This window comes from Rufibacter sp. DG15C (genome assembly GCF_001577755.1).
Lineage (GTDB): Bacteria > Bacteroidota > Bacteroidia > Cytophagales > Hymenobacteraceae > Nibribacter.
Map to the genome: position 1 here is coordinate 4,008,704 of NZ_CP010776.1, position 18,088 is coordinate 4,026,791.

Sequence of the window (18,088 nt, forward strand, 5' to 3'; positions counted from 1 at the left end):
GCCTATTCCATCTCCTTTAACACATAGCCCATGCCCACCAGCGTATGAATCAGTTTGGGCGAAAAATCTTTGTCTACCTTCTTGCGCAAAAAATTGATGTACACGTCTATCACGTTGCTGCCCGTGTCAAAAGACGTTTCCCAGACTTGCTCAATAATATCTACCCTGGACACGACGCGCTCCTTATTGCGCAAAAGGTACTGCAAGAGTGCAAACTCACGCGCTGTCAATGAGATGGGCACGCCACTGCGGGTCACGGTTTTCTTTTGGACGTCCAGTTCCAAATCTGCCAATTGCAACACCTCACTGGAAACACCTTCCTGCACCCGACGCGTCAAAGCCCTAATCCTGGCCAACAGCTCCTGAAACTCAAACGGCTTGACCAAGTAATCATCCGCACCCGAGTCCAACCCTAGAATCTTATCATCTGTGCTACCCAGGGCGGTGAGCATGAGAATGGGCAAGGTTTGATTTTGCTGCCGAATAGTTTTACATACCTCTACCCCGTTCATGCGCGGCAGAATCACGTCCAGAATCACCAGCGCGTATTCATTTTCCAAAGCCAGCTTGGCGCCATAAAAACCGTCATAGGCCAGTTCCACCTCATAGGTCTGCTCCTCCAGGCCTTTCTTGATAAAGGCGCTTACTTTGGGTTCATCTTCAATGAGCAGTATTTTCATGGGCACAGACTGAATGGGTGAAATGGCAGAAGCGGCAAGATACAACCTAGGCGTTTTGGGTCAATACCTTAGGGAGATTTGTAAAGGGCAAGCCACCCGTTTTTGGCCTGGTTTCTGGAAAACAGGCCAAAAACGGGACGTTTGGCTAGCATCTATAAACTAGGCTCGGGGGCTACTTCTTCCTCAATGGCTTTGTCCAAGCGCCGTTTGATGACGTTACCACCAATAAACAAGATGGCTAGACCCGTTACGGTGCACAGTCCCATCACCAGCACCATGGGCAGCGCGGTGCCGTTGTGCAGCAAGCTCACCGCCGCCGACACCATGGCGCCCACGCCCATGCGCAGACTGCCCATCAAGGCAGCAGCACTCCCTGCATGCCGCGCGAAGGGCGCCAAGGACAGTGCAGATGAGTTGGGGCTGGTCAAACCCTGCCCGCTCAAAAATAGGAACAGCAGGATCAGTAAACCGGTAATGGAATACCAATCAGCGTAGACGCCATACACCAAAAAGGCACCCACCACCGTTTGATACAGCAGTCCGGCTTTTATGATTTGCTCACTGGTATAACGGCGCAAAAAGAGGTGGTTCAGCTGCGGGGAGCCTATCAAGGCCACAGACAAAATCGCGAAGATCCAGCCATACTGCTGCTCACTTACTTTGTAAATGTTCATGAACACGTCTGGAGACCCGGCAATGTAGGCGAAGGGTGCCGCCGCCGCTATGCCACCCACCAGACTGTACACCAGAAACTGCGGATTTCTCAATACCAACCAAAAGTTAGACAGCACTGCCTTGGGTTTAAGCGACATGGACGGGTCTGCCGGTTTCCCCTGAGGCAATACAAAGTAAATACCCAACAAAATAAGAGCGGTGATGAGGGCCAGGATGACAAACACTGCATGCCAGCCAAACGCAGCCGTCACGTAACCGCCCACTGTAGGCGCCACCATAGGTGACACCGCAATAACCAGCGTAAGGGTAGAGAAAACCTTGGCCGTTTCCTTGACTGGGAACAAATCCCGAACATACGCCTGCGCCGCTACCATGCCAGCGCAACCACCTATGGCCTGCAAAAAGCGCATGGCAATCAAGGCATCCACAGAATTGGTAAAGGCGCAGCCGATAGAAGCCAGAATGTACAACAACATGCCCGCGTACAAGGGCCGTTTGCGTCCGTAGCGGTCCAACAATGGCCCATACAACAACTGCCCCGCAGAAATGCCAATTAAATACGCGGTGAGCGAAAGCTGGACCTGTGAGATGGTGGTATTCAGGTCTTGGGCAATGGCAGGAAACCCCGGCAGATACATGTCAATGGAAAACGGACTGACCGTACACAGCGCCCCCAAGATTAAGATGATATAGAAATGCTGTTTGCGTGTCATGTTAAATAGGGGAAAAGGCAAAGGTACGGCAGATAAGTCCGGAATGCGCGCCAACCTCCTAGTTCGGTCCAAACCAGAAGGTATCTACCGGTATACCACTTTCAAGGCCGGCTTGTTAACCAACCACCTTACAATTCTCCCGAGGTGGCATTTGCTTATGCTATTAATCGCTCTCTCCTTCTAGATGCTTACGCATCGTTTTTGGCCTTTTTTCTGGAAAACAGGGCAAAACCGGTGCAACGGTGAACTGCCTTTTCAAATGGCTGGGAAGAAGATGACAAACATCATTTAGACGGGTATGCAAGCTCATCATTTTGAAAGGGTGCCGCCGGTACATTTGTATTGTGTTACAGGCAGATCTGTAACAGTCCGCACCAAACTATCAAATGTATGAAAACCATCCTTACGCCCACCGACTTCTCTCCCAATGCCCTTAACGCCATTGCCTATGCTGCTCAGCTTGCTTCTGAGGTGAGAGGAAAATTGATCTTGGTCCATGCGCTTCCGTTCCCAACGGGCATCGCTCCCGCCGAAGTAGGCGTTATCAACCCGCAGGTGGCCTTGAAAGAAGCGTACCTGCATGAACTGGAAAAACTGTCTAAGACCCTGCGTCTGGAGAATGGCTTCAGGTTTGAGGTGGAGACGTTTTGTGAGGAAGGCCCATTGTACCAATGCTTGGGCAAACTGGCCGTGCAGTACCAAGTAGACATGATTGTGATGGGCACCAAAGGTGCTACTGGGCTATTGCAAAAACTGGTGGGCACCAACGCCTTGACTATTATGCAACAGGTACACTGCCCGGTGCTGGTGGTTCCGGCCACGGCTAAATACACTGGTCTGCAAAAGGTAGCCTATGCTTCTGATTTTGAGAAAGAAGAGCAAGTATTCTTGCAACAGCTTTTCCCGTTGGTGGCTCCGTTCCAACCAGAGATTGACGTTTTAAACGTGCAAGCCGAAGAGCAGTTGAACATTGTAGCAGACGGGCAGGTCATTCAAGAGATTGCCACGCAGCACACCAACCTGGCAGTGCAGATCAAGCAAGTGAAAGCCGCTTCTGTTCTGGCAGGCATTAAACAATACACCCGCGAAAACCCGGTGCAACTGCTGGCGGTAGCCATTGAGAAACGCAATTGGTTAGAGGCCCTTTTCCACCACAGCGTTTCTGCGCAATTGGCCTTTGGCAGCAACCTTCCTCTGTTAGCATTGCCGCAGACCCCTTATAAACTAGCAAAAAAACCAACGGCCAAAGCCCAAACCGCCACGGCTTCGGCTATACCGTCAATTTAATTAGATAGCTTTTCATGGCACGTCCCCGTTTTTAGGCTGATTTTCAGAAATCAGCCTAAAAACGGGGACGTGCCATTTTAAAAACTTACTTGGTTCTATTTTCTAGGCGGCGTCTCATTTCCATCATCACGCGGCGGCGTATCTGCGCCTCGGCCCTGAACATGGCCATTACCTGCTGCGGCGTCAAAACGGTCTTGAATTCTGAGTAGTAGTTTTTCCGGACGGTGCTCATTTTCACGGCATTGTCTAATTGCTGCACCACCAGTTTGTCAGCTTCTTCTGAGGTAAGGTTGTTGATGTTGGTGCCTTGCCCTTTAACTTGCCGGTTTTTGTGGATGGTGGTTATCTCATTGTCATACCGTTTGTAAATGGGCGTAAGCGCTTTCATTTTATCATCGCTTAGCATGAGGGTTTTCTGGATTTCGCGCAGCTTTACTTGCAGGAGCCGCTCTTGTAAACGGGGATTGTTTTTGAGGTCTTGGCCTTGCGCCGCTAAGGTTAGCAGCAAACCGGCGCAGATCAACAAGTTCTTTAAAAGTGTGTTCATCATTATAGTAAGGTTTCTTCGTAGGTGTAAGCTTCTGTTTCTGCGAGGGCGGCTAATTCTGCCACTTCTTCATCCGTCAAGGCGGCCAATAGATTTTCCAAAGACTCTGGCTGCTGCATGACTTTCTTTTGAACAGCCGAAGGGCTGTTTTTCTTATTAAGTGGGTGTGTTTGTGCTACTTCTATCGTCTTCTGGTTGACAGGCTTTTCAGGTACCGTAGGTGCTGGTGAGGGCATCCCTTTTGTGTTGGTATCTTGCACTGCAACTGGGACCTGCATCTTTTCTGTGCGAGCCAATTCTGGCTGTTTGTGTTGCGGACCCCTTAGCAAAAAATAGGCAGCTACAAGCAAGACCGCAATACTGGCCGCCACTGACCAAATCTGCCATGAAGACTTTTTTTCTTGTGGGTCACCGGTAGTGGCTTCCCTTCTCTTAGCCTCTTGCAGCGTAGTTTGTGTAATGCCCTCAAAGAAGCCCGCCGGTACTTGGTACGGCATTTTCTTGCTGCTATTTTCTAGATCAAATTCGTCTTTCATACTTCCTTCATCATAAATGCCTTGACCTTGCTGCTAGCCAGGTGATAATTGGTCTTCAGTGCAGAAACGGAACTATCCAGAATCTTGCTTATCTCCTCATAAGGCAGCTCATCATAATAGCGCAGGTTAAAAACCAGCCGCTGTTTTTCGGGTAACCGAAGAATGGCTTCTTGCAACTGCACCAAAATCTGGTCACTGTCGCCGGCGCAGGTATCATGGAGGGTGTCTACCAGTTTTTCATTGATTTCCTCAAAAGAGGCCAAAAACCGTTTCCGCTCCCTAAACAGGCGCAGGCATTCATTGGTAGCCACGCGGTAGAGCCATGTATACAATTTGCTGTCGCCGGTGAAGGTGTGCAGGTGTTTGTATACATTAATAAAAGTCTCTTGTAACAGGTCCTGAGCGTCTTCATGGCTGACCACCAACCGCCGTATGTGCCAGTAGATTCTGGTGTTGTACCGGTCCATCAAGAGCGTAAAACCCCTGTCTTTGGTGCCAGCCGCCCGAAACAGCGACAAGATTTGCTCATCTGTTGTCTCGTTCATTCCACCTGGTCCATGTAAATGTCCATCATATTGCTTAGAAGCCAAACCCGCTAAAAGGTTAAATCAAGGCTTTAATTATTTTTCGAAATGGAGTTTATGGCTTCTAGAAGCGTGGGAGTGGCTCTGAAAAAAAATTTATAAGTGCCATTTAACCTTTCGCTATTTTCCATCTCTTAGTGACAGTAACCGCGGTAAAACCAATTGCTTTCTATGCCGCCTACAACATACCCACACCAACTAACAAACCTTTCACACATGAAGAAAATGAGACACACCTTGGGAGGACTGGCCTTGGCCGTTTCCTTGCTGTTCACCGCCTGTCAGAAAGAAGACACGCAGGCCCCACAAGACATTGAATTTGCCTCGGCTGAATTCCAGTTGCCAGACCTGGCAGATTTGGAAACCCCAGAGGTTACCATGGGCACTGAAACTGCTGCCTTCACATGCACCCCGCGCGAAGCCAGCAAAGAGAAAATGGAGTTGTTGAAGCGCGCGCTCAAAAACCTGAACCTAGATGAAAACCAGAGAGCCGCGGTGAAAGGCTTTGTGCAACAACACCATGCCTGCATTGCGGAGCATATGACTAAAATCAAAGACCTGCATACCTCCTTACTGGCTAGAGCCAATGCCGTGCGTGAAGACTATGTAAAGGCCTACAAAGCCGGCCGAATTACCAAGGCGCAGTTAGAAGAAAAACTAACGCAGCTACGCGCTTCTTTAAGAGAAGAGATGGCCAAGCATGACGCCAAACAAACGCACATGCGTGTGCTGCGCAAGTGCCGCCAAGAGCTATTGCAAAAAATTGAATCTATCCTGAACCCAACCCAGCTCCAGAAATGGAACAACTGGAAAAGCCAATTGGGATAGTCCTTTGAAATAGCCAAAAAAGAAGAGGCGTAGCCACTAGCTACGCCTCTTCTTTTTAAAATCAACTCATTAGTAAAAATGAGCATACAAGATTTTGTTTGAAGTTCTACTATCGCCCAAAATCATCCTGAACGCGCACAATATCTTCTTCATTAGATGGATTGGCGGCGTCTGTATGTTGCCAGATTTCGGCTAAAATGCCCCAGTCTTCTAATCCTACCAACCTATGACGCTCTCCTTGCTGCAGGGTGATTTTATCACCGGCCGTTAGTTTCTGCAGTTCTCCTTCTGCATCAGTGGCACTGGTCACCACGCCTACGGTTCCTTGGATGACTTGCCAGATTTCGGCGCGGCGGTGGTGGTATTGCCAAGAAAGGCGCTTGTGAGGTGCCACTACCAAAATCTTTGGGCTCAGCTTCCCAGAAATCTTAAGGTCTTCCACTGAGATGCCGTCAAAGTAGGTATTGGCAAACTGTTGGGCCTGGCTTTCCTCAATCACAAAAAAACCGCCCCACGGCCGCGTCTGGTCTTGGTTGGCTATGGCAAACCCTTGTGCTATGAGCTTTTGCTCTATCTCTTGAAACAATTGCTGTTTCTGATTCTCCTCGGTCATAAAATTCAAACTACTTTCTTCTTAATCTTCTAACTTCACTACTTATCTACTCTATTTAGTGAAACGCCGTTTTTTGCCTGTTTTATAGAAAATAAGCCAAAAACGAATTCTCTACTATAAAGGTAAGACGTGACTTGTATTGTCTATCTCCTAATCATGTGAATGTGGTCAATGCCGTCTTCGTCGTACACGTCACCAGCTTGTTCAAAGCCTAGGTTTTCATAGAATTTGCGGGCATATACCTGCGCCCCAATTTTAATGGGTCCCGGGCCAAACAGTTTCTGGCAGTGATCTATTGATGCCTGCATGAGTTGCTTGCCCAAGCCTGTTCCTCTTACCACCTTACTGGTGACTACCCGGCCAATAGATGCTTCTGCATAACTCACGCCAGGGGGCACAATCCTAGCCGAAGCCTCTAATACCCCGTTTTGGTATAAGAGCACGTGGTGGCAAAATTGGTCTTTGTTGTCTAGGTCCAGGAAAACGCAATTTTGCTCCATCACAAACACGTCACTTCGCAGGCGCAAGTTGTCATATAACTCAAACGGCGAAAAATCCTGGAAAGGCTTACATTGAAGTAGTACTTCCATAAAAAAGGCAATAGTAAAGGCTCAAAAATACTTAACTGGTTTGACTAGTGAGCCATTCAACCGCAGAAGGTATGTCCTTGAAGTTTTGGAACGCAAACGGAATATTGCCTTCATCCACTACTTGCAAGACACTGTTTTCGCGCTTCTCGTCTTCGGTCATGATTCTGGCAAACTTCTGAAGTTTGGTGGAATATAAATTCAAGGCAAACAACTCCAGTACGGCTTTGTGTTGATGAAGGCTCACATCCATGTAAGATAACCTGGAGTCTATCATGAGCTTGGTAATGCCGTGTTGCAACAACGTCTTCACCACCTCCTGAAACGCCTGATTGGTCTCAACTATGTTCATGGACGTAAAGTCTGGACAATACCCAAACAAGATATCATGGGTAGGATCGTACTCCAGCTTTATGAAGCTGTCGCTGTCCAGGTTTATTCTTTTGGGTTTATCCATCTTGCCGTTTCCTATGCTTTTAAGTACAGATCTGGGATATTATAAAGGTATAAGTTCACATAATAACTAACCAACATTTCTCTTTCTGAAAGGAAGGTAACTAGTACGTAAACTATTTGAAAACCATCTAATTATCTGATCATCAGTCTCAAACGCTGGCACTGTTTGCTTATCCTATTTAGTTAACGCAAAATCAAAGAGAATACTGGCTTGACTGGTCAGTTCAGCCATCTGTAGTTTACCCAATAGCCTATTTTTTACTGTACGGATTTCAACGTGACCTTCCCTTTTTGCAATCCTTTGCCTTTCACGGTCAACTCCATGGTTCCTTCCTGTTCAGTAGACTGCACCAACACTACCAGTTTTCCGCTGAACAGCTTCATAGTAGGCAGATGGAACTGCTCTAAGGACGTTGGGTCGCCGTTGCTGGCTGCGCGGTAAGTGCCTTTGCCTTTTACAGAGAAGGTCAGCTGGTTGGTAGCAGTCGGGCACAGGTTCCCGTCTTTGTCTACCACAGAAACGGTTACATAAGACAAGTCCTTGCCGTCTGCGGTAATTTCTTTGCGGTCTGCCTCCAAAACAAGCTTGTACGGCTTGCCAGCAGTCTTCAATTGTCTTTCGGCTACTGGCTTGCCATCCTTCCCGAAGGCGACTACCTTGACCGTACCCGGCTCGTATTTCACGTCCATCCACATGAGGCGGTACCGGTTCTGGGGTGTGGCATTGTGCTTCTTCTGGATGCCTTGGCTCTTTCCGTTGATGAAAAGCTCAGCGCTATCATAGTTGGTGTAGACAAAAACGGGTGTGGTCTGCCCTTCTCTGCCTTCCCAGTTCCAGTGCGGTAAAATATGGAGGGTTCCCTCTTTGGTATTCCAACGGCTCCGGTACAGGTAGAACCGGTCCTTAGGCAGACCAGCCAAGTCGTTGATACCAAAGTAGGAGCTCCGTGATGGCCACTTGTCATCATAGGGCGTTGGTTCTCCTAAATAGTCAAAGCCGGTCCAGACAAACTCGCCAATCACCCAAGACTTGTCATCCTGCAAGACAAAGTCATCCTCGGGTAGGTTAGACCAGGAGCAGTATTCTAAGTCATAGGATGAACTTTGCAAATCTGGGTACTGCTTCTCAATCCCTTTTACCACCGGAAACTTGTAAATTCCCCTTGAACTTACCGTAGAGGCCGTCTCTGAGCCTAAGATAAAGCCCTGCGGAAAGGTCTTGTACGCCTCCTCATATAAATGCGTGCGGTAGTTGAGCCCCGGAATGTCCATTAAGGCACCAAATCCAGAGGCCATGGTCGCTTTCACCTGGTCCATGCCCACCGTCACCGGGCGTGTAGGGTCTTCTCTGTGGAAGATGTCCTGCAACCATTTGGCCCGCTTCACGCCTTCTTCGCCCCATTGGTCGGGCACCTCATTGCCCGAACTCCACATCACAATAGACGGGTGATTGCGCGTGGCGTGCACCAGGTTGATAATGTCTTTTTCGGCGTAGTCTACAAAGAAGCGGTTGTAGCCGTTTTTCACCTTCGGTTTGGCCCATTCATCAAAGCTTTCGGCCAGGAACATGAAGCCCATCTCATCAGCCAGTTCCAACTGTTCAATAGACGGCATGTTGTGCGAGCTCCGGATGGCGTCACAGCCCATGTCTTTTAAGATTCGCAACTGACGGCGCAGGGCAGCTTTGTTCACGGCCGCGCCCAAGGGTCCTAGGTCATGGTGCAGGCAAACGCCTTTGAACTTGCGCACCTTGCCATTCAAGCTGAAGCCCACATTTGGCTTGTAACTGATTTCCCGAATCCCGAAGCGGGTGGTGACCTCGTCTTTCAATTCCTTGCCAGCATACAGCTTGGTCACGGCGGTATACAGATACGGTGTCTCGGGGCTCCAGAGTTGAGGATTGGCCACTGCTATGTTCTGCTCAAATTCCTTCCCGAAGATTTTGCTGGTGCTATCACTGGCCACGGTTTTGCCTTGGGCGTCCAAAATCTGAGTAAACAACCGCACATTGCTACCTGAGGCTTTGGTTTTAATGTTCACCTTGGCCAAGTATTTGGAGATAAACGGCGTGGTCACAAACGTACCCCACTGGTCTATGCTTTCCTGATTTTTCACGATGACCTGCACCTTGCGGTACAAACCCGCGCCCGGGTACCAACGCGAGGACTGCCCTTGGTTACTAAGTTGCACGGCCAGCGTGTTTTTCTTGCCTTCCTGCACTTGGTCCGTGATGTCAAAATAGAAGTAGCTGTAGCCGTAGGCCCACTCCCCCACTTTTTGGCCATTCACAAACACCTTGGGCTCACTCATGGCGCCTTCAAAAACTATCAGGACCTTCTGCCCTTTTTTGTAATGCGGTAACGTGAATTCGTTTCGGTACCAAGCCTCTCCAATGTACGGCAAGGCACCAGTCCGCCCGGTTTTCTCAGAGGCCACTTTCTCACCGTTCTGCTCTATGGCCACCACCTGCTTGTCTATCTCCTTGTCAAAAGGACCATAGATGGCCCAATCATGGGGCACCGTCACTTTCTGCCAGCCATTATCATTGAAATTGACTTCAAAGGCTTGGTCGTTCTTGCCTTTCTGGAAGCGCCAGTTATCTGTTAACTCTGTCACTACCCTGCCCTGCGCAAAGCTTACCTGGGCCGTCAAAAGCAATAAGGCAATCAACCATTTATGTATCATATCTTTTTTATTAAATCGGGTAAAATCAAAAGAAGCTTTAAAACCACTTATCGCCTACCCATTTGAGTCTTTCTTGACAGAATTGTTAGGCCCTAATGGGCTTCACTTCCTTTAGCCTTTAAATATATTCAACAATTTCTGGTTATAGGTTTTAACCTCAGATAAGCCAAGGAAAATTGCAACGAAGCGGTTTTTACTGATACATTTACGGCTTCAGAAACTGGAACTGCCTCCCAAATCCATCGTCAGGAAAATCGCTCGTCTCCCATGAAGCTCCAACTGCCTTTCTTCCTCTCATTTGTTTTCCTGCAATTGTTCTGCCTTCCGGGTTTTTCACAAACCAAATATGAGTTGAACGCCGGATGGAAGTGCCAACCTATTGCAAAAACCAAGGAAACAGGGCAAGTTCTTTCACAGCCCACTTTTTCTACGGCTGATTGGCTTCCGGCTACAGTTCCTGGCACAGTGCTGACTACCCAGCTCGCCAACAAGCAAATCCCCGACCCTTTCTATGGGATGAATAACCAACGCATTCCAGATATCTATACTTCTGGCCGTGACCATTACACCTATTGGTTTACGAAAGACTTTCAAGAGAAAGCCCCTCAAAAGAATGAGCAGGTGTGGTTACATTTAAGAGGGGTAAATTACAGCTGTGAGGTATTCTTGAATGGCCAAAAGCTGAACGAGAAAACGCATGAAGGCATGTTCCTGCGCCAGAGTTACAACATTACCCAGCACCTGGCTAAGGGTGGCAACAATCGCTTGGCCATATTGGTGTTTCCGCCAGACCCGGTGGGCAATCCTAACGGCGGACAGGGCGGGGACGGTACGATTGCTAAAAATGTGACGCATCAATACGTTGCCGGTTGGGACTGGATTCAACCCATCAGAGACAGAAACACGGGGATCTGGGACAAGATCATCCTAGAAAAAACACAGCAGATTAATCTCAAGAATCCGCATGTGGTGACGCTCGTGCCTGGCAAGCGGAAACCAGAAGGCTCACAAGCGCCAGCAACAGTGAAGGTGTCTGCTGAGCTTGAAAATCCTACAGATAAAAAAATAGCTGGGGTATTACGCTATACTTTGGACGGGAAAACGGTTTCGCAGAAAGTGATCCTTCCAGCCCGCACTACGCAACAAATCCACCTCAGGGATTTGATACTGCAGAACCCTAAACTGTGGTGGCCCAACACCTATGGCGCCCAACACTTGTATAACCTGCAACTGCAGTTTCTGGTCAATGGCAAAACAGTCTCTGATGAAGAAAATGTGCAACTGGGGGTGCGCGAAATTCAAACCGTCTGGAATGACCACACCCGAAGCATGCAGGTACAGGTGAACGGGCAGAAAATCTTCATCAAAGGCGCCAACTGGATTATCTCAGATGCCATGCTCCGCTTCAGCAAAGAGCGCTATGATGCTGAACTCAGGTACCACCGCGACATGAACTTAAACCTCATGCGCGTATGGGGCGGGGCCTTACTAGAGCGACCGGAGTTTTTTGAAGCCTGCGACAAATATGGGCTGTTGGTGATTCAGGACTTCTGGATAACCGCTGACGCCAACGGAAAATGGGTAGACCCCATGAAAAAAGACGACCAATGGACCCGGCGCAAATACCCAGACAATCATGACTTGTTCCTGGCCTCGGCGGTGGACCAGGTGAAAATGATACGTAACCACCCCTCCCTGGCCATGTGGTGCGGAGGCAATGAAATTACACCGCCCAAAGACATTCTCACCGCTTTGGAGGATTCCATCTTGCCAAACCTAGACGGCACTCGCTGGTTTATCCCCTACTCCAACGCAGACAGTATGTCCTTCAACACCATTGGTGGTGGTGGAGATGGCCCATATACCATTCAGCCCATCAGTCAGTTCTGGGCTTATAGAACCTGGCCGTTTAACTCTGAGGTGGGTTCTGTAGGCGTGGGGGACATGGAGTCACTAAAACGCTTTATCCCGAAGGAGAACTTAATAGCCCCGCAGTACATGGGCGCCACCAGTAAACCTACTGAGAAAGTAGATTCGGTCTGGCATTATCACAATTACACGGGTGTGGGCTATGAACAACACCTTCTTCCCTATGGCGCGCCCACCAGCGTAGAAGATTTTACTAAGAAAGCGCAGTTGGTCAACTATGACCAGTACCGGGCCTTGATGGAAGGCTTCAGTTCGCACATGTGGGATTGGTACACCGGCACCATCATCTGGAAAACGCAGAACCCCTGGACCTCCATGCGTGGTCAGCTCTATGATTATTACCTAGACCCCAATGCCGGCTTATTCGGACTGAGAAATGGTAGCTCCCCGCTCCACATCATGTTTGACCCGGTAGACAGCATGGTCATGGCCGTGAACAACACCTTTGACATTCAACGTGATTTAATGCTGGTGGCCACCGCATATGACATGGCCGGCAAAAGCACTTCCCTGGGACAGGTCCTAGTAGAAATTGGCGCCTCAACCTCCAAAAAGTACTTCCCCATTAATAGCGCCTTACGGAAACTGGCCAAAGAAAAAGGTACCTTCCTTTCGTTACGGCTCCTGGATTTAGACCAGAACATTGTCAGCAACAACTTCTATTGGTTAGCAGATGGCAAAGGCTGCTACTCAGGCCTGAAAGAGCTAGCCAAAGCTCCTTTACAAGTTGAAGCTAAATTAATAGCGAATGGCAAAATAGCCGTAACGCTTACTAATGCTGCCACCAACCCAGTGGCTTTCTTCAATCGGGTATCGCTGGTGAACTCCCAATCCGGGCAACGGCTTCTACCAGTTTTCTACAGTGATAATTACGTTTCAGTACTGCCTGGTGAGAAGCTGACGATTACCATTGAGTATACGCCAGAAGCCAATGCACCTGCTCCCAGCGTTACTCTAGAAGGCTGGAATGCAGACAAGCAAACCTACCCTGTTCAGCCTTTGAAACAATAATCCTTCCTTCCATAAAGACCTTCGCCCCAAATCAACCGCATATGTACTTGAAAGCATTCACCCATCTACGGCTTTTGTTGACTTTTTTGGCCAGTGTCACCATAGTAGCCTGCACCCAATTGAACCAGCAGAAAAGCTCGTCAAAATCAACCTCGCTTACTCAGTGGGTGGACCCGTATATTGGCACCAGTTTCCATGGGCACGTGTTCATGGGCGCGAACGTTCCGTTTGGGGCGGTGCAACTGGGACCTACCAACATGTCGCATGGCTGGGATTGGTGCTCGGGGTATCATTACTCAGATTCAACCATTGTGGGCTTCGCGCATACGCATTTGAGCGGGACCGGCATTGGCGACCTAGGCGATATTCTTGTCATGCCCACCACCGGTGATGTAACCTTGGTGCGCGGGAGCCTCAAAAATCCCAACAGCGGCTATTATTCTCTATTCTCTCATGCAGAGGAAAAAGCCAAACCAGGATATTATTCGGTTAAGCTCAAGCGCTACAACATTCAGGCAGAGTTGACGGCTACTGAACGGGTGGGTATGCATCAATACACGTTTCCGCAGGCAGACCAAGCCAGCATCATCTTTGACCTGAAAGAAGGCATTGGCTGGGACACGCCCACTGAGACGTTTATTGAACAACTGAACGATTCCACCATTGCAGGCTACCGTTTTTCCAAAGGCTGGGCCAACGACCAGCGCGTCTACTTTACGGCAGTGTTCTCCAAGCCCATTCAAAAATTTGAGAGCTACCAAGTGTATGACACCGCCAGTACCACTCCTACTCCGGCCAAGAAAGGCACCCGCATCAAAGGCATTACCCGCTTTAAAACCAAGGCGGGCGAGAAGGTCTTGGTAAAAGTGGGTATCTCGCCGGTCAGTGCAGAAAATGCCTTGGCCAATATAAAAGCGGAAGTCCCGCACTGGAACTTTGACCAAGTAGTGCGCGAAGCCGACCTAGCCTGGAACAAAGAATTGCAGAAAGTAGAAATTGAAGCGTTGGATGAGGCCCAGATGCGCACCTTCTACACCGCGTTGTACCATTCCATGATTGCGCCTTCCATCTTCAATGACCACAACGGCGACTACCGGGGCACCGACAAAAAAGTATACCCCAAAGCTAATTTCACCAACCTCACTACCTTCTCGCTTTGGGATACCTACCGCGCCGCGCACCCATTGTACACTATCCTGCAAACCAACCGCGTGAACGACATGGTCAACTCCATGCTGGCCATTTACCAACAACAAGGCAAACTGCCTGTCTGGCATTTGATGGGCAATGAGACCAACACCATGGTAGGCTACAGCGGCGTACCCGTAGTGGCAGATGCTCTTTTGAAAGGCTTTGATGGCTTTGACAAGAACCTGGCGTATGAAGCCATGAAAGCCACGGCCATGGGCAATGAATTCGGGTTAAAGAAAGTGAAGGAATTGGGTTTTATTCCGGCAGATGATGAAGTGGAAAGCGTGGCCAAAGGCCTGGAGTACGCCATCAGTGACGGGGCCATTGCCATGGTCGCCAAGAAACTAGGTAAAGAAGAAGACTACCAATATTTCAGCAAACGCGCCCAGAACTACCAGAACTACTTTGACAAACAAACACGGTTCATGCGTGGTAGAATCTCCCAAAACAGCTGGCGCACGCCCTTTGACCCGTTTAAGTCTGAGCACCGTAAAGACGACTACGCCGAAGGCAATTCCTGGCAGTACACCTGGCTGGTACCGCAAGACGTGGAAGGCTTGGTGAGACTGATGGGCGGTGAAAAGCGCTTCGCGTATAAGCTGGATTCTTTGTTCACCGCGCAAGGTGACATGGGCGAAGGCGCCTCTAACGACATAACCGGTTTAATTGGCCAATATGCGCATGGCAACGAGCCTAGCCACCACATTACGTACCTCTACCCCTATGTAGGACAGCCCTGGAAAACCGCCGAGAAAGTCCGCCACATTATACACACCATGTACTCAGATAAGCCTGATGGCATCATTGGCAACGAAGACGTGGGACAGATGTCGTCCTGGTACATTCTCTCTACGCTAGGCTTTTACCAGGTGCATCCCTCCAATGGTGCTTTTGTCTTCGGGAGTCCGGCGGTGAAAAAGGCTACGCTTCATTTACCCAACGGAAAAACGCTGGAGATTTCTGCCCCAAAGAATAGCCGGGAAAACATCTACATTCGGCGGGTCACCCTTAACGGAAAGCCGCTTACCAAGTCTTATATCACGCACAAAGAATTGATGCAGGGCGGGAAACTAGATTTTGACATGGGTAACCAACCTAGCCCTACTTGGGGAGTAGCCAAAGAAAGCTGGCCGACCTCTCAACTTGCTGAGTAGGGCTACCAATTTGGATTACTTTTACAAAAGAAGACCCGGCACTGAATATAGTGCCGGGTCTTCTTTTGTAAATGGTAGACGATTAATTTCTTCTTACCGCTATTTCAACGCAGATTCTCCCCTTGAAGGGAGCATCTGCGCTAATTAAAGCTGTTGCCGTTTTTAGCCTGTTTTCTGGAAAAGAGACCAAAAATGACTTTTGTTCTTACCGCATTAACCAGCTTTGTGGGATGGGTTGAGGTTGGCTTCCGTTTTTACTGTAGAGCAGTTTAAGTGTGTATCCGCCGCCGCCTTCAATAAAGTCCAGTTCCAGCGGGTGCAGTCCTTTTTCCAATGCCACCTGCCCACTTTTCTCTAAGGGTGCGTGCAATCCGTCATTGTCTACCACCAAGCGGTTGGCAATATTAAGCACGCCCCCATCATCACAAATCAAATAAAAGCTATAAATGCCTGTCTCAGGGATGTCTAAGTAACCTCTAAACTGGATTCCGAAGCTTCCATCCTTAATAGTTAAAGGCACTTCCAGTTTATCAACCATAATTGTTTCTGTTGCCCTCACAACCGACTGCATGGCTAGGGTATTTTTGAAAAAGCCTTTGTAGTAAATAGCGTTCAGACCAGTGGTTGTTGTCTTAGCTTGAATTGGAGGAGCCAAGGCTTGCTTTTCATATTGCAGAGTATAAGTGTCTCCTTTCCGACCAGAGGGGATAAAGGCAGAAAGCTTCAACATTGTGCTTTCTGCGATCGGCTTTAATTTAGGAAGTTCAGGTGAAGAAGAAGTTGGCTCACTGCCATCAGTTGTATATCTTATTGTGAAGTTTTCGAGTGGTTTGTGAATTTCTAAAAGTGCTTGGTCTGTGAACACCATCCTGTCTGTAAAGCCTTCTAAATCTGGCAGGCGGTACTGTACGTTGAGCGCATCTAACCGTGGATAGTGCTGCTTGAGGCGCTGCTGGTAGTTGGTGAAGTTTTTTTCTTTTGACCAAACAGCTTCAGCCAACGCGGTCATGCGGGGCATGTACAAATACTCGGCGCGGTTCTCAGAGGGAATATATTCGGTCCAAAGATTGGCTTGGGCGCCTAGAATGGCTTTTGCTTCCTCAGGGTTGAGACTACTAGGTACAGGTTGGAAATGGTAGACGTTCTTAAGCGAATTCTTGTCCGGAAGGGCATCAAAATACAAGGGTGCGTTGGGCGTCATGATTACCTTGTTGCCATTATGAACGGCTTGCAACGGTGCTTTGGGTACCCAGTTGCGCCAGTACATGACCACCGCCTCAGAGTTGATACCTCCTTCCAATACTTCGTCCCAGCCAATCAAGGTTTTGCCCTTACTCTTGAAAAACTTCTGCATGCGGTGCACAAAGTAACTCTGCAGTTCCTCCACGCTTTTCAGGCCTTCGCGTTGCATCAAAGCCTGGCAGGCAGGCGCGTTGACCCAGGTGGTTTTCTCTACTTCATCGGCGCCCAGGTGAATGTATTGACTAGGAAATAGGTCAATGATTTCCTGGAAGACGTTTTCGGCAAATTCATACGTAGTCTCCTCACAAGGGCAGATGGGCACCGAAAACGTCTTGCCCCAGCCCGCCTCCCCGCAGGTAAGAAACGGATAAGCGTCAATGGCGGACTTCATGTGGCCGGGCATGTCAATCTCAGGGATTATTTCTATGTGCCGGGCGCTGGCGTATTGGATAATCTCACGCATCTCTGCCTGCGTGTAAAAGCCCCCATACATTGTCTTGCCGTTTCTCTGCACCAAATGTCTGGGGTCCAGCGCCATGTCTGGGTTATCCTTGGACTGCCTGATGACCACCGAATCCTGGTTGTTGAACATGCGCCAGGCGCCTTCTTCAGTAAGTTTAGGGTATTTCTTGATTTCCAGGCGCCATCCCTGGTCATCTGTGAGGTGCAGGTGCAGTTTGTTGAACTTGTAGAGGGCCAGCAGGTCTATGTATTTCTTGAGGTATTCTTTGGTGAAGAAATGCCGGGATACGTCCAGGTGCATACCCCGCCAACCAAACGCTGGTGCATCAGTTATCTGAACTGATGGAAACATCAAGGTGTCATTGGTAGAATTTGTCGCAGACTGTTCTATGGTAACCGGTAGTAACTGCCGAAGCGTTTGCACGGCCCTAAACATGCCAGCCGGCTCTTTGGCAACCAACCTAACCTGCTTAGGTGTGATGAATATCTGATAGCCCTCTGGAGTAGTAATGGTCTTATCCAGTTGTAAAACAATACTGTTGCTTTGTAGTTTTTTGGTTTGCTTTAACCGTTTGCCAAGCCCTCCTGCAAGCATTGCTTGCAACTGCTCTGCTTCGCTTGCAAAGACTTTGCTTTCTTTGGGTAAGACCAGTCTTGTCTGAGCCGTCAAGGTAAAAGTACCCTGCTGAGGGATTAAGGAGTTAGGGTAAGGGATGAGGTTGTATTGGTGTTCCTTGGTCTGCCCCCAAACTGAAGCAGGCGCTAGGATCATCAAGAAAGACCAGAGTAAAAGAGGGAGAAGCTGTTTTGTCATGAAAATGCCTTAACTGTATAGCCAAATGTACACAGAATATGCCCTTCCGTTTTTAGCCTATTTTCTGGAAAACAAGTCAAAAACGATTAACTGT

At 48.8% G+C, this 18,088-nt stretch carries 14 protein-coding genes; 4 read left to right on the forward strand and 10 right to left on the reverse strand.

Features of this window, described 5'->3' with window-relative positions:
* Positions 1-2 precede the first annotated feature (2 nt).
* On the reverse strand, positions 3-680 hold the full coding sequence (locus tag TH61_RS17170; protein ID WP_066513016.1) for a response regulator transcription factor: 678 nt from the start codon (positions 678-680) through the stop codon (positions 3-5).
* 152 nt (positions 681-832) lie between these two features.
* Complete coding sequence (locus TH61_RS17175; RefSeq protein WP_066513018.1) at positions 833-2,068, reverse strand: Bcr/CflA family multidrug efflux MFS transporter; 1,236 nt, start codon at positions 2,066-2,068, stop codon at positions 833-835.
* Between the two features lie 390 nt (positions 2,069-2,458).
* Here TH61_RS17175 and TH61_RS17180 point away from each other — a divergent pair, with 390 nt between their 5' ends.
* Complete coding sequence (locus TH61_RS17180; protein WP_066512066.1) at positions 2,459-3,355, forward strand: universal stress protein; 897 nt, start codon at positions 2,459-2,461, stop codon at positions 3,353-3,355.
* 85 nt (positions 3,356-3,440) lie between these two features.
* On the opposite strand, the gene TH61_RS17185 is transcribed toward TH61_RS17180, so the two are convergent.
* Genes TH61_RS17185 through TH61_RS17195 form a run of 3 tightly spaced genes read right to left on the reverse strand, consistent with a single transcriptional unit; the run spans position 3,441 to position 4,983 of the window.
* A complete protein-coding gene (locus TH61_RS17185; protein ID WP_066512069.1) occupies positions 3,441-3,905 on the reverse strand; it encodes a hypothetical protein in 465 nt (154 codons plus the stop codon).
* Entirely contained in the window at positions 3,905-4,438 is a 534-nt protein-coding gene (locus TH61_RS17190; protein WP_066512071.1) for a hypothetical protein, read from the reverse strand. Before TH61_RS17190 ends, TH61_RS17185 begins: the two co-directional genes overlap by 1 nt.
* Positions 4,435-4,983 (reverse strand): RNA polymerase sigma factor, encoded by a 549-nt coding sequence (locus tag TH61_RS17195; RefSeq protein ID WP_066512072.1) that lies wholly within the window; start codon positions 4,981-4,983, stop codon positions 4,435-4,437. The genes TH61_RS17190 and TH61_RS17195 overlap by 4 nt, the downstream gene beginning before the upstream one ends.
* 255 nt (positions 4,984-5,238) lie before the next feature.
* On the opposite strand from TH61_RS17195, the gene TH61_RS17200 reads away from it, so the two are divergent.
* Positions 5,239-5,850 (forward strand): hypothetical protein, encoded by a 612-nt coding sequence (locus TH61_RS17200; RefSeq protein WP_066512075.1) that lies wholly within the window; start codon positions 5,239-5,241, stop codon positions 5,848-5,850.
* A 109-nt stretch (positions 5,851-5,959) separates the two neighbouring features.
* Here TH61_RS17200 and TH61_RS17205 read toward each other — a convergent pair whose 3' ends face one another.
* From TH61_RS17205 to TH61_RS17220, 4 genes are all read right to left on the reverse strand, one after another.
* Positions 5,960-6,463: a phosphoheptose isomerase gene (locus TH61_RS17205; protein WP_066512080.1), complete on the reverse strand. Its 504-nt coding sequence runs from the start codon at positions 6,461-6,463 to the stop codon at positions 5,960-5,962.
* Positions 6,464-6,606: 143 nt separating this feature from the next.
* The gene (locus TH61_RS17210) at positions 6,607-7,053 is read right to left on the reverse strand and encodes a GNAT family N-acetyltransferase (protein ID WP_066512085.1); all 447 of its coding nucleotides are present in this window, start codon (positions 7,051-7,053) and stop codon (positions 6,607-6,609) included.
* A gap of 31 nt (positions 7,054-7,084) precedes the next feature.
* Positions 7,085-7,507, reverse strand: a complete 423-nt coding sequence (locus TH61_RS17215) for a hypothetical protein (RefSeq protein ID WP_066512091.1) — start codon at positions 7,505-7,507, stop codon at positions 7,085-7,087.
* 257 nt (positions 7,508-7,764) lie between these two features.
* The gene (locus tag TH61_RS17220; protein WP_066512098.1) at positions 7,765-10,191 is read right to left on the reverse strand and encodes a DUF4982 domain-containing protein; all 2,427 of its coding nucleotides are present in this window, start codon (positions 10,189-10,191) and stop codon (positions 7,765-7,767) included.
* Between the two features lie 465 nt (positions 10,192-10,656).
* Here TH61_RS17220 and TH61_RS17225 point away from each other — a divergent pair, with 465 nt between their 5' ends.
* Together TH61_RS17225 and TH61_RS17230 are read left to right on the forward strand one after the other, a co-directional pair.
* Positions 10,657-13,131 (forward strand): glycoside hydrolase family 2 TIM barrel-domain containing protein, encoded by a 2,475-nt coding sequence (locus TH61_RS17225; protein WP_231862257.1) that lies wholly within the window; start codon positions 10,657-10,659, stop codon positions 13,129-13,131.
* Positions 13,132-13,172: 41 nt separating this feature from the next.
* The gene (locus TH61_RS17230; protein WP_066512102.1) at positions 13,173-15,476 is read left to right on the forward strand and encodes a GH92 family glycosyl hydrolase; all 2,304 of its coding nucleotides are present in this window, start codon (positions 13,173-13,175) and stop codon (positions 15,474-15,476) included.
* A 205-nt stretch (positions 15,477-15,681) separates the two neighbouring features.
* Here the strand turns inward: TH61_RS17230 and TH61_RS17235 are convergent, their stop codons facing one another.
* Positions 15,682-17,994 (reverse strand): family 20 glycosylhydrolase, encoded by a 2,313-nt coding sequence (locus TH61_RS17235; protein WP_066512105.1) that lies wholly within the window; start codon positions 17,992-17,994, stop codon positions 15,682-15,684.
* Between the last annotated feature and the right edge of the window lie 94 nt (positions 17,995-18,088).